The sequence below is a fragment of the Arcobacter vandammei genome (assembly GCF_016106035.1).
GTDB classification, from domain to species: Bacteria; Campylobacterota; Campylobacteria; order Campylobacterales; family Arcobacteraceae; genus Aliarcobacter; species Aliarcobacter vandammei.
In genome coordinates, this window is the sequence record NZ_JADKPZ010000010.1 from 34,678 (window position 1) to 47,420 (window position 12,743).

At 27.7% G+C, this 12,743-nt stretch carries 13 protein-coding genes and 1 pseudogene; 9 read left to right on the forward strand and 5 right to left on the reverse strand.

What is annotated here, in order from left to right; translation table 11 throughout:
• The first annotated feature begins 1 nt into the window (after nucleotide 1).
• From IQC44_RS06825 to IQC44_RS06840, 4 genes are all read left to right on the forward strand, one after another.
• Complete coding sequence (locus IQC44_RS06825; RefSeq protein ID WP_198305599.1) at nucleotides 2-1,360, forward strand: di-heme oxidoredictase family protein; 1,359 nt, start codon at nucleotides 2-4, stop codon at nucleotides 1,358-1,360.
• A complete protein-coding gene (locus tag IQC44_RS06830) occupies nucleotides 1,360-2,304 on the forward strand; it encodes an imelysin family protein (protein ID WP_228286276.1) in 945 nt (314 codons plus the stop codon). Before IQC44_RS06825 ends, IQC44_RS06830 begins: the two co-directional genes overlap by 1 nt.
• Before the next feature lie 65 nt (nucleotides 2,305-2,369).
• Nucleotides 2,370-3,260, forward strand: coding sequence for a sterol desaturase family protein (locus IQC44_RS06835; RefSeq protein ID WP_228286277.1), 891 nt, complete (start codon nucleotides 2,370-2,372; stop codon nucleotides 3,258-3,260).
• Nucleotides 3,208-4,338, forward strand: a complete 1,131-nt coding sequence (locus IQC44_RS06840) for a cytochrome c peroxidase (RefSeq protein WP_198305600.1) — start codon at nucleotides 3,208-3,210, stop codon at nucleotides 4,336-4,338. Before IQC44_RS06835 ends, IQC44_RS06840 begins: the two co-directional genes overlap by 53 nt.
• 16 nt (nucleotides 4,339-4,354) lie before the next feature.
• On the opposite strand, the gene nhaA is transcribed toward IQC44_RS06840, so the two are convergent.
• Together nhaA and IQC44_RS06850 are read right to left on the reverse strand one after the other, a co-directional pair.
• A complete protein-coding gene (nhaA, locus tag IQC44_RS06845; RefSeq protein WP_198305601.1) occupies nucleotides 4,355-5,578 on the reverse strand; it encodes a Na+/H+ antiporter NhaA in 1,224 nt (407 codons plus the stop codon).
• Nucleotides 5,568-5,945: a Fur family transcriptional regulator gene (locus IQC44_RS06850; RefSeq protein ID WP_228286278.1), complete on the reverse strand. Its 378-nt coding sequence runs from the start codon at nucleotides 5,943-5,945 to the stop codon at nucleotides 5,568-5,570. Before IQC44_RS06850 ends, nhaA begins: the two co-directional genes overlap by 11 nt.
• Nucleotides 5,946-6,055: 110 nt before the next feature.
• Here IQC44_RS06850 and IQC44_RS06855 point away from each other — a divergent pair, with 110 nt between their 5' ends.
• Together IQC44_RS06855 and IQC44_RS06860 are read left to right on the forward strand one after the other, a co-directional pair.
• Nucleotides 6,056-6,940, forward strand: a complete 885-nt coding sequence (locus tag IQC44_RS06855; RefSeq protein WP_198305602.1) for a metal ABC transporter solute-binding protein, Zn/Mn family — start codon at nucleotides 6,056-6,058, stop codon at nucleotides 6,938-6,940.
• Nucleotides 6,941-6,991: 51 nt separating this feature from the next.
• Nucleotides 6,992-7,210 (forward strand): annotated as a pseudogene (locus IQC44_RS06860) (hypothetical protein); the annotation flags it as partial.
• 107 nt (nucleotides 7,211-7,317) lie between these two features.
• On the opposite strand, the gene IQC44_RS06865 reads toward IQC44_RS06860, so the two are convergent.
• From IQC44_RS06865 to IQC44_RS06875, 3 genes are read right to left on the reverse strand one after another with little or no spacing between them, the layout of a single operon-like run.
• Entirely contained in the window at nucleotides 7,318-7,872 is a 555-nt protein-coding gene (locus tag IQC44_RS06865) for a GNAT family N-acetyltransferase (protein ID WP_198305603.1), read from the reverse strand.
• The gene (locus IQC44_RS06870; RefSeq protein ID WP_198305604.1) at nucleotides 7,853-9,370 is read right to left on the reverse strand and encodes an aminotransferase class I/II-fold pyridoxal phosphate-dependent enzyme; all 1,518 of its coding nucleotides are present in this window, start codon (nucleotides 9,368-9,370) and stop codon (nucleotides 7,853-7,855) included. The genes IQC44_RS06865 and IQC44_RS06870 overlap by 20 nt, the downstream gene beginning before the upstream one ends.
• Complete coding sequence (locus IQC44_RS06875; RefSeq protein WP_228286279.1) at nucleotides 9,367-10,551, reverse strand: trans-sulfuration enzyme family protein; 1,185 nt, start codon at nucleotides 10,549-10,551, stop codon at nucleotides 9,367-9,369. The genes IQC44_RS06870 and IQC44_RS06875 overlap by 4 nt, the downstream gene beginning before the upstream one ends.
• An 86-nt stretch (nucleotides 10,552-10,637) precedes the next feature.
• On the opposite strand from IQC44_RS06875, the gene IQC44_RS06880 reads away from it, so the two are divergent.
• Genes IQC44_RS06880 through era form a run of 3 tightly spaced genes read left to right on the forward strand, consistent with a single transcriptional unit; the run spans nucleotide 10,638 to nucleotide 12,668 of the window.
• On the forward strand, nucleotides 10,638-11,345 hold the full coding sequence (locus IQC44_RS06880) for a L,D-transpeptidase (RefSeq protein ID WP_198305605.1): 708 nt from the start codon (nucleotides 10,638-10,640) through the stop codon (nucleotides 11,343-11,345).
• A gap of 10 nt (nucleotides 11,346-11,355) precedes the next feature.
• The gene (locus IQC44_RS06885) at nucleotides 11,356-11,721 is read left to right on the forward strand and encodes a hypothetical protein (protein WP_198305606.1); all 366 of its coding nucleotides are present in this window, start codon (nucleotides 11,356-11,358) and stop codon (nucleotides 11,719-11,721) included.
• 59 nt (nucleotides 11,722-11,780) lie between these two features.
• Entirely contained in the window at nucleotides 11,781-12,668 is an 888-nt protein-coding gene (gene era, locus IQC44_RS06890) for a GTPase Era (RefSeq protein ID WP_198305607.1), read from the forward strand.
• The last annotated feature ends 75 nt before the right edge of the window (nucleotides 12,669-12,743 follow it).

Genomic DNA, 12,743 nt, shown 5'->3' on the forward strand with positions numbered 1-12,743 from the left:
GATGTCTAAAAGTTTAATCATAAAAGCCCTTGCAATATTATCTTGCACAGGGCTTTTTGCTTTTAACAACAGTGAAAAATATATATCAAATAATAAAGATTCAAAACTATTATTAAAACAAATTGATGGCTTAAATGATGAAGAGAAAGATACTTTTATGCTTGGTAGAAGTTTTTTTAATATTCCTTGGGTAAAAGCTCCTAGTGTTACAACAGCACGAGATGGTTTAGGTCCACTTTTTAATGCAAATTCCTGTATCTCTTGCCATCCAAATAATGGTAAAGGCAAACTCCTCAATAAAGATTTCACAGTTTCAAGAGCATTGGTTGCTAGATTATCAACAAACAATAAAGTAGAAAATCAAGAAGATATTTTGTTTAAAAAAGGTTTTGTTCCACATGAAGTTTATGGGGAGCAACTTTCGATTAATGGTATTTTTGGAGTTCCTTTTGAAGGAAATATAAAAGTAGAGTTTGAAGATAAAATTGAGCTTTTAGATGATGGAGAAAAGGTTATTTTACAAAAACCAAAGTACTCTTTGGAAAATCTAAATTATGGATCTTTGGATGAAAATTCAGTAGTTTCATATAGAATGGCTCAAAGTTTAAATGGAATGGCTTTAATTGACTTAATAGCTGATAGTGATATTTTAAAAAATGAAGATGAAAATGATAAAGATGGTGATGGAATAAGTGGAAAAGCAAATTTTGTATATTCACCACTTACAAAAAAATATGAATTAGGAAAATATACTTGGAAAGCTAGTGTTTCAAAACTAAAAGAGCAAGTTGCCTTTGCTACTTCAAATGATATAGGGCTTACAACTTCTATTGTTGTAGATGAAAAATGTACAAAATTTCAAAAAGAGTGCCTAGAAGCTCCAAAACCAAAAGATAAAATAGATTTACCAGATAATAGACTTGATGCTATGAGTTTTTATCTAAAAAATCTAAAAACTTATAGTGCAAATAAAGATACAAAAGAGTATAAAGATGGCTTTATTATATTTGAGAGTTTAGCCTGTAGCAAGTGCCATATAAGTAGTTTTCAAACAAAATTAGGTTTTGAAGTATCTCCTTATTCTGATTTTTTACTCCATGATATGGGAGAAGATTTAGCTGATAATAGAGTTGAATTTAAAGCAAATAAAAGAGAGTGGCGAACAGCTCCACTTTGGGGAAATGCACTATTTGAGAAGATAAATGGTGAGAAACCTAGACTTTTACATGACGGACGAGCTAGAAGCTTTGAAGAGGCAATTCTTTGGCATGGTGGAGAAGCAAATAATAGTAAACTTGCTTACAAATCTCTATCAAAAGAAGATAGAGAAAAATTAATTAAATTTTTAGAGGAGTTATAATGAAGAGAATAGTCGCTCTTTTTTTACTATTTGCTGTAAGTTTATATGCAAATAGTTCAATTTTCCAAAATATAGTGGAAAAAGTTTCAATAGTTGATACACAAAAAGCTATAGATGATGCAAAGATTTTACAAAAAGATATAAATGATAAGAATTTTAAAAATTTTATACAATCTTGGAAAAAAGTTGAAGCAAATTATCTTGCAGGTGAAATAGATAGTGATTTTTTAGATATGCCAAGATTTATAGATGTTTTTAATAATCTAAAAGAGGATTTAAACTCTCAAATGAAAAGAGCAATTGAAAGTAGTAGTGATATAAAAGTAGCCCTATTTAAAAACTCTTTTAAAACAGTAAATGCTTTAGAGTATGTTTTATATTCAAATAAAGATTTAAGTCAAAGAGAGAAAGATATGGCTGTTGAGATTTTAAACTCAATTGTATCTTATCTTGAAAAGATAAAAAAAGCCTATGAAAATTATCTTGCAAATCCTACAAAAGAAGCGTCTGAAGAGAATGCAATAATAATAAACTCTTTGATAGCATCTTCATATAGATTAAAAGAGTGGAGAGTTGGAAATCCTGCAGGTCTTTCAGCAAAATATAAAAATGATGCAAAAAATAATCGTGCTGAATATTTTTTAAGTCAAAGCTCATTTGATGCAATAATAGCAATTTTAGAGGCTCAAAAAGAGTTAATAGAAGAGAAAAGTTATAAAAACTTAAATACTTTGGCAAAAGAGAAAAATGCTTTAAATGATTTAAATTTAGTTTTAGAAAATATTGAATTAGCTAAAAAAGAGTTAAAAACTCTACCAAAAGATGATTTTACAAATGCTTTAAAACTTTTTGAGATTATTTCAAAAATTCATGATTTGTATTATGTAACAATTATTGAAAAATTAGGACTTAAACCTGAAATTTTAGATGCTGATGGTGATTGATTTTGGAGCTTCTTGCACTTGATTTTTTAACAAACCCAAATAAAAGAGTATATTGGCTCTATTTGTTGAGTTGCTTTTTTTTAGCTATCTTGTACTTTTATTTCACAAAAAAAAGTACAAGAGTAATAAGCTCTTCAAAACTTTGGCTACATCCTAGTGCAAAGCTAGATTATATTTACTTTTTTTTATCAAATTTGGTAAATATTTTACTTATAATACCTTTTGTTTTAAGTGCAAAAAGTGTTGCTTTATTTATAAATAAGAGTTTATATAGCTATTTTGGGTTTTTTGAAACTTTTAGTTTCTCTTATTTTCAAATTACAGTTTTATATACTATTGCTATTTTTGTTTTTAGTGATTTTACAAGATATTGGCTTCATAGATTTTTGCATACAATCCCTATTTTATGGGAATTTCACAAGGTTCATCATAGTGCAAAAGTTTTAACACCTATTACTTTTTATAGAGTTCATTTTGTTGAAAACTTTTTATTTGGGCTTAGATATGCTCTTAGTATTGGTTTTGTAACAGGAGTTTTTATCTATATTTTTGGTGCAAAAATAAATATATATATGGTTTTTGGAGTAAATATTTTAGTCTTTATAACTTCAATTTTTGGTTCAAATTTAAGACATTCTCATGTGCCATTTGCATATTTTTCTTTTATAGAAAAGTGGTTTTTATCTCCAAAACAGCACCAAATACATCACGATAAAAAACATTTTAATAAAAATTATGGTGGTTATATTGCTATTTGGGATAGAGTTTTTGGAACTTTAGCTTTATCAAAAGATGTAAAAGTTTTAAAATTTGGAATAAGAAAAAATCAGATGAGTGAGTATAAAAGCATAAAAGATTTATATTTTAGACCATTTGTAAATCTATATAAAAAAGGAGTTTCTAGTGAAAAATTTAAAATTGGGTTTAGGAATAATAGTATTAAGTCAAATACTTAATGCAAATGATATTTCAAAAGAGGAGCTAGGTCGTACACTATTTTTTGATGTAAACTTATCAAAAAATAGAACTCAAAGCTGTGCAACCTGTCACAATCCACAAGCTGGATTTATAGATGATAGAGATAATGGTGTAAAACAAATGGCATCTTTGGGAGATGATCTGAAATCTTTGGGAGATAGACAAGCTCCAACAGCTTCTTATGCAAAGTTTTCTCCAAATTTTCATTTTGATGAGAAAAAAGGCTTCTATAAAGGTGGGCAATTTTGGGATGGAAGAGCAGCTACTTTAGAAGAACAAGCAGGTGGTCCACCACTAAATCCTATTGAAATGGGAATGAAAGATGAAAAAGAGGTAGTAAGTAGATTAAAAGAGAACTCTTTTTATGTAGAAAACTTCAAAAAACTTTTTGGAGATGATATTTTTAAAGATGATTTAAAAGCTTATGAAGCTATGACAATTCTTATTGGAAGTTTTGAGAGAACTGATGAATTTTCTCCATTTGATTCAAAATATGATAGATATTTAAAAGGCGAATATGACTTAACTCCTCTTGAAGATTTAGGAATGTCTATTTTCTTTTCAAATAACAATAACTCATGCGCAACTTGTCATATTTTAAAAGGCGAGGGAAAAGCTGGAGAGACTTTTACAAATTATGAGTTTCATAATATTGGAGTTCCTGTAAATCATGAACTTAGAGAAATAAATGGTGTAAAAGAGAAAGATTTAGGGCTTTTAGCAAATGAAAAAATAAAAAATGAAAAAAATAAAAATGAGCAAATAGGAAAATATAAGACTCCAAGTTTAAGAAATGTAGCTGTAACTGCTCCATATATGCACAATGGAGTTTTTAAAGATTTAAGAACTGTTGTAGAGTTTTATGATAAATACAATAACAAAGATAGAGTTCTAAACCCTGAGACAAAACAGCCTTGGGATGAACCAGAACACAAAGATACAGTTGCACTAAAAGAGCTAAAAGCAAATGCTCAAAATGATAGAAAAGTTGATGCTTTGGTTGCTTTTATGAAGCTTTTAACTGATAAAAAATATGAGCATTTGCTAGAAAAATAGAGATTAAAAAAAGAGCTTAGGCTCTTTTTTTAACTAAAAGAATAAGAATAACACCAATTATAGCAGCTGTAATTGAACTAGCAAAAATTCCTAATTTTACAGCACTTACGATACTTTCATCACTAAATGCTAAATGAGAGATAAATATTGACATTGTAAATCCAATACCACCTAAGAAACCAGCTGCTATAACTTCAGCCCAAGATACAGTTACAGGTTTTATAGCTATTTTTAGTTTTGTTGCTAAATATGTAAATGTAAATATTCCAATAGGCTTTCCAATTATAAGCCCTAAAGCAACTCCTAATACAATATATTTATGTGTTAAAACACTTGAAAAATCTATTATAACTCCAGCATTTGCAAAAGCAAAAAGTGGCATTATTAAAAAGGCACTAAAATTGTGTAAAGCTAAAGATAATTTATCAAGAGGAGAGTTTTCAAATTCGTAATTTTTATCAAAGTTTTTTGTTTTTAAAGGAATTGTAAATGCTAATAAAACACCAGCAATAGTTGAGTGAATTCCAGAACTATGTACACAAAACCATAAAATAATACCTAGAACTATATATGGCAAAATTCTTCTAACTCCAATATAATTTAAAAATATTAAAGCACCATAAACTATTGCACTATATAAAAAGAAAATATAGTTTAATTCACTTGTATAAAATATTGCTACAACAATAATTGCACCCAAATCATCAACTACGGCAAGAGTTACTAAAAATAGTTTTAAAGAGATATTTACTCTTTTCCCAAGTAACATTAAAATTCCTAAAGCAAATGCTATATCTGTTGCCATAGGAACTCCAAATCCAGTTGGGTGTTCTTTATTTAAACTAAGATAAATAATAGCTGGTATTATCATTCCTCCAATAGCTGCAATTATAGGAAAAGATGCTTGTTTTACACTTGAAAGTTCACCTACAAGCATATCTTTTTTTATCTCCATTCCTACAACTAAAAAGAAAATTGCCATTAAAACATCATTTACCCAGTGAAGAATACTCATAGAAAAACTGTGATTTGCAAAGCTAATAGAAAGATATGAAGAGAAAAACTCAAAATAAGCACTTGAATGGCTTGAATTTGCAATATAAACTGCAAAAACTGTAACCAAAAATAGGATTAATCCACTTAAAGTCTCTATTGATACGAAATTTTTTATAAAATCATATCTAGTTTTTAATTTTGCAATCTGTCTTAATTGTACTCTTGTAAAAATACTATTTTTCATTTTTATTACACTCCTTACATTTACCTTTTAGAATTATATTATCGATTTTATAGTCATTTAGTGAGAAATTAGGTTTATCATATATACATTCAATTATAGAACAATTTGAACAAATAAAATGAATATGCTCTTTGTCTTTTATCTCAAAATATCTTTTTTTATCATTTGACTCAAAAGAGTTTATAAGATTTTCTTCTTCGAAATAAGTTATATTTCTATAAAAAGTTGCTTTATCCATAAAAATTTTATCTTTTAAATCCTCATAGCAAAGAGGTTTATGTGAGTTTACTAATATATCTAATATAGATTTTCTAGCAGTAGTTAGCTTGATATTTGAAAAGTTATTTTTTTGTATTGAATTATCCATAAATTTAGTTTATCAAAAAAAGCATTAAAAATGCCACTAAGTTGCATTAAAGTTTAAAATGATTAAAATTCTAAGAAAATCTTGCAACCTAGTTGCATATTAGGAAAATTATGAAAAAAATATTATTAATCTTATCTCTATCAATCTCTAGTTTATTTGCAACTGTACAAGAAATTACAGTTACAATTTTGCCACAAAAATATTTTGTAGAAAAAATTGTAAAAGATAAATTTAAGATAAATGTAATGGTTCCACCTGGAAGTTCTCCTCACAATTTTGAGCCAAAACCATCACAAATGAAAGCTTTGTTTAACTCAAAATTATATTTTACAATTGGAGAGCCTAGCGAAAAAGTTTGGATAGATAAATTTAAACAAAATGCAAAAAGTACTATTTTTGTTGATACTACAAAGGGTATTGAAAAAATTGAAATGCTTGAGCACTCTCACGATGATCACGATCATGATGAAGACAATCCACATCATGAACACCATGAACACGATGAAGATGCTTTAGACCCACATATTTGGCTTGAGCCTAGTTTGGTAAAAACTCAAGCAAAAAATATTTATGAATCTATTGTTTTGGCTGATAAAGAAAATGGTGATTTTTATAAAACAAATTATGAAGAGTTTATAAAAGAGCTTCAGATTTTGGATGAGAGTATAAAAAATATTTTAGAAGCTCATAAAAATAGGGCTTTTATGGTATTTCATCCATCTTGGGGATATTTTGCAAAAAAATACAATTTGGAGCAAATTGCAGTTGAAAATATGGGTAAAGAGCCAAAACCAAATGAACTTGTAAAGCTAATAACTGAAGCAAAAGAGCATAATATAAAAATAGTTTTTACCTCTCCACAATTTTCAAAAAAATCATCTGAAATTTTAGCAAAACAGATAAATGGAACTGTTGTTACAATCGATACTTTGAGTGAAAATTGGAGTGAAAATTTGCTTAATACTGCAAAAAGTATAGCTAAAAGTTATGAGTAGTAGGATAATTATACTTTGTAATAAGCAAAATATGATATGCTATATCCAAATAGTGGCGATTTTTTGGTAGATGATAAGTTTATTTTTGAAATTGGTGGAAAAAATAAAAGCTTTTCCCAAATTAAAGATATAGAAAATTCTTTTGTGGTTTCTGATGATATAGAAATAGGCTCAAATGGGAAAATCCCACTTTGGCTTTTTGTATTAAATTTTGGCTTCTGCGGAACTAAGAATTTATTCTCAGCTCTTCAAAAAATAAATCTTCACTAACAAGCTTTTGGCTAAGGATAAATCCTTAGTTCCAAAAATTTTAAAGTATATTTTTCATCATACTACTGAATAACTTACAATCATTCGGTAGTGTAGTACCGAATAAATCAAATCTCTTTTATCATATGATGAAACTTTGTTCCTGATACTTCCAAAGTGTCATTTATACAAAAGCCCATTTTTTCATACAAATTTCTAGCTTTCTCTTTTTTGTAATCTACTAAAAGTGAAGTTTTTTTAAAGCCTTTTTCTTTTGCTAAATCAAAGAAATAGGCAAAAAACTCTTTTGCTATCCCTTGCCCTTGAAAGTTTTCATCTACACTTATAGTATCAAGATAAAATTCATCAGGAAAACACTCTTTTTCAAATGAATTTAAAAAAATATTTTTTGTTTTTAAGTGTTCTAGCATTGGTTTATCCAAGATTTCAACATCATTTGAAGAGTAGGCTATTAAGATTCCTACTATTTTTTGCTCTTTTGTATAAGTGTAAATATTGTTGTATGAAAGCCTACAAATATCCATTTTTATATATTTTTCCAAAGTCTCTTTTACTTTTTCTGGCTCTTTTTCACCTGTTAGTGTGTTTGCAATATCATCAATTGCATTTACTATTAGTTTTGAGATATTTTCTATATTTTGTTTATTCGCTTTTTCTATCATAAATATCTAAAATCCTTAAAAACTCATTTTTTATCTCATCAATATTTTCAACTCCAACAGAAATTCTTATAAGATTTTTTGGAAGTTCGATTTTTTTTAGAAACTCTTTCCCCTTTTGGCTTGTTATTAAGTCATAATGTGCCAAATATGTGTAAGGCATAAGTAGAGTAAATTCAGTTCCAAGGCTGGGACCTTTTGCTAAGTTTAGGCTATTGTAAATTTTTTCAAAATCATTTTCTATATAAATTGATACTATTCCACAAAGGCTATTTTCATCAATCATTAGTTTTTGATAATTCTCGAAATTCTCTTCATCTAAACATGAATAAACCTTTGAAATATATGGTAAAGTATGTAAAAACTCGATAAGCTCTTTTGTATTTTGAGATATTTTTTTCACTCTTTTTTCATAATTTACAATCTCTTTTGCCATTCTTTGCATATCTTTTATATATGGCTCATCGCTTTGTTTAAAGAGTTCATTTTTGATATGTGAGATTTTAAAATTGCTATTTAAAATTATAGCACCCATTAAAACATCGGCATTTCCACAGGCAAATTTTGTCAAACTCTCTACAAAAATATCAGCATAAGGTTTCAAATTTAGATTATAAGGAGTTGCAAAAGTTGAATCAATTACCAAAACAATATTGTATCTATCGCAAAGCTCTCGCAGTTTTTCTAAATTTGCAGTTTTTACAAGAGGATTTGTAGGAACTTCTGTGATTATACAAGAGACTCTATTTCCTTGTTCTTTTAGATAAAGTTCAAGTTCATTTAAATTTGTAACATCATAAAAAACTTTGCTCTCTTCAAAATAGTGATTTACAATATTTGTAGTATCCAAATATAGCCATCCAAACTGGATTAAAACAGATTTTCCATTTCTTGCTTGGATGTTTTTTACACCTTTTAAAACACTATAAACTGCATTCATTCCAGATGGGCTTAAACAGATATTCTCTTCTTTCTCTTTGTAGCCATCTGCTAAAGTTTTTAAGATAATATCTTTTGAAATTTCACTATTTTCAAGCTCTTCATTTTGTTTTTTATCTATTAATTTTAAATCATACAAATAATCTTCAGCAAGTCTTGAACTTAAGTTATATCCAACATATTGAATAAATTTTAAAACCTTTTGGTGTTGTCTTCCTTTTAATACTTTTATCACTCCAAAAGGCTCAAAAAACTCAAATTTATTATGAATAAAATATCTACTACTTACAACTTCTACTGCTTTTTTGCTACTTAATAGCACCAATTCATATTCATTTGATACTTCATATTTCTCTTTTAAATAAGTTGCCAATTTTTTCAAATATGGATGTATTACAAATCTAGGATATGCAACAGTTATTTTTTCTAAAATCTCTGGTGTTTGCTCTTCATAATCAATTACATCTTGTAAAGTTGGCATTGAAGTTGAAACGGCATGAATATTTTTTTGTGGAAGAGTCTCTCCACATTCTATTGGTTTAAAATTTGAACTATCTTTCATTTTAGTGCTTGTAAAATATCCGCTTTTAAATCTTCAATATCTTCAAAACCAATAGCAAAACGAACTGTACTATCACTTATTCCAATAGCTTTTAACTCCTCTTTTGAGAAACTTGCATGAGAGATTTTGCTAGGAATTTCAACTCTACTATCAGGACTGCCAAAAGAGCATTTTTCTCCAAATATTTTGCTATTTGCAATAAATTTTTCTGCTAATTCAACACTTTTAAAATCTGCACAAAATAATCCAGGGATTATACTCATCTGTTTTTTTGCTAAATTTTTGTCTGGATGAGATTTTAAAGCTGGATGAGTAACTTTTTCTATAAATTCTTGTTTTTCTAGGAATTTTGCAAGTTTTATAGAGTTTTTACTACTTGCTTTCGCTCTTATTTTAAGGCTTGGAATTCCCAAAGATATAAGATGCACATCTAGTGGATTTTGATTATGTCCATTTGCATTTGAGTAGTAGTGAAGTTTTTGCACATTCTCTTTTGTTTTTGCAACAATTGCTCCTGCAATTACTCCACCGTGTCCACTTATATATTTTGTAGTTGAAAATAAGCTAAAATCAGCTCCAAAATCAAGTGGTTTTTGGCTAATAAATGTGGCTAGTGAGTTATCAACTGCAAAAAGTGAGTTATATTTTTTACAAAGTTTTGAAACTCTTTCTAAATCAATTATTTTTAATCCTGGATTTGTCGGACTTTCACAAAGAGCCAAATCTACACTAGAAGTTTTTAAGATATGTTCAAGCATTGAAAAATCGTGGAAATCTGCTTTTATTACTTCAATATTGTATTTTTCTTTATAGATTTTTAGTAATCTATTTGTTCCTCCATAACAATCAGCTTCAACTAATATTGTAGAGTTTGCTTTTAAAACTGTTTCAAAAAGCAAGGCAACACTTGCAATTCCAGTATGTGTACAAACTGCTCCAGAGCCATTTTCAGCATAGGCAAAGAAATTTTCTAAAGCTTCTCTTGTAGGATTATCACTTCTTGTATAGTCGTAAATTTTTTCACCTTTTTGTTTCTTTAAATCAAAAGTTGCAGTGTTGTATATTGGAAAATGTGAAGAACCTGTAGTATCTTCAAAAGGTGCAAATTTTGTAAGGTGGCAAAGTGTTGTTTCTAATTTTTCTTTCATATTTTTTCCAGATTTTTCTATAATTTTTGGCAAATTGTACCTAAAAATTGTTAATCTAATTTGATAGTAAATTTTGGTATAAATCTACTTTAGTTTAGTCAAATTAAGGAATATAAGTATTGTTTAGAGTTTTATTATTAGTTTTTCTTATTTTTTCTTTCTCTTTTTCAAAAGAGAGCAAAGAGTCGTTAATCAAAATTGATGAATTTATAGAGAAATTCTCAAAAATAAATGTTTTTGATGAAGATAAATTTGTAGAAGATTTTTCACAAATAGGAACAAAAATAATAGATAAATATACTCCAAAACTATCAACTTTTAAAAAAGTTGATAATATTTTGAGTGAAACAGGCTCTTATGATAAGATAATAATCGATGTTGATTCATCAAAAAATATTTTAAGCGTAAATGCAAAAGTTGATAAAAAATCTAAACTTTTAAAAACCTACAAAGTTTCAACAGCCAGAAAAGATATAAAAAAGCCTTTAGGAACTGGAAATATTACACAAATTACACTAAATCCTGTTTGGTATCCAACACAAGATACAATAGAGAGTTTTAGAAAAAAAGGTATAGTTTTGCCAAAAGTTGTAAAAGGTGGAGATAAGTTAAACTATATGGGAAGTGCAAAAATAAATCTAACTCATAGAGTTGATGGAAAGGATACTTTTAGAATTCACGGAACTTTAAGTGAAAAAACTATTGGTTCTTATGAATCAAGCGGTTGTATTAGGATGAAAAATAGCGAAGTTGTGGAGCTAGTAGGACTTTTAAAAGAGTTTATTGAGTTTAAAAGTATAAATGATATACAAGTTGTATTAAGATAATGGAGAAAAAATGAATAAAATAGAGATAAATGTAGATGATATTGGCGGAAATTTCAAGCTTTTTTGCCCTTTTACAAATGAAAAATTAGATCACGATAGTGGCTCTTTGGAGATTTTAGAAGGAGCAGGAGAGTATATATTTTCTATGTGTGATGATTGTATGTTTTTTGATGTTGGAAACAATAGTGAAATTGAGAAATATTGGAAAAATAGCCCTTTAGAAGCTATTACAAAATTTGTAGAAAATCATAAAGATAAAAATATTTTGGTAATTGAAGCAAACTATAAAGATGAAAAATACTATTTTGGTTTCTTAAATGAAAAAAATATAGAACTAAATTCTAGTGAAATTACAAAAAGATTTATAAAGTCATAAAAAATAGTAATAGTAAAATTATGGTAATATAAATTATAAAATTAAAAAAAGGCAAAAATATGACAAAATGCGGATATGTTTCAGTTGTTGGTCGTCCAAATGCAGGTAAAAGTTCACTTTTAAACTGGCTTGTTGGTGAGAAAATAGCAATGGTTTCACACAAAGCAAATGCAACAAGAAAAAGGTCAAATATTATAGTTATGCACGAAGATGACCAAGTTATTTTTGTGGATACTCCAGGAATTCATGAAACAGAAAAGCTTCTAAACCAATTTATGCTAGAAGAGGCTTTAAGAGCTATGGGAGATTGTGATTTAATACTTTTTTTAGCTCCAGTTACAGATAGTTTAAAATATTATGAAGATTTTTTAGAGAAAAATAAGAAAAATACAAAACATATTTTACTTCTTACAAAAATAGATTTTGTAAACAATGATGAGCTAATGGCAAAGTTACAAGAGTATGAAAAATATAGTCAAAATTACGAAGCTATTATTCCAATTTCTATAAAAAGAGCTACAAAAAAAGCTGATATTTTAGATGAGGTTGTAAAATATTTGCCAGAACATCCATATTTGTTTGATCCAGAAATTATGACTACAGAGCATTTAAGAGATATTTACAAAGAGTTTATACGAGAGTCAATTTTTGAAAATATTAGTGATGAAATTCCTTACGAAACAGATGTAATTGTAAATAAAGTTGAAGAAAAGCCAAATGTTGATGTGATAAAAGCCACAATAATTGTACAAAAAGATACTCAAAAAGGTATGATAATAGGGCAAAATGCAACAGCAATCAAAAGAATTGGAAAAGCTGCAAGAATAAAAATAGAGAAACTAAGTGGTAAAAAGTGCTATTTGGAACTTTTTGTAAGCATTAAAAAGAATTGGACAAAAAACAAAGATGCCCTAAAATCAATGGGTTATGATATGGAAATCCAATAATATAATTTTATATATTATTTTAAGCTAATATTTTATAAACTCATTTTTAAATAATTTTTTAAAAATGAGTCTAAA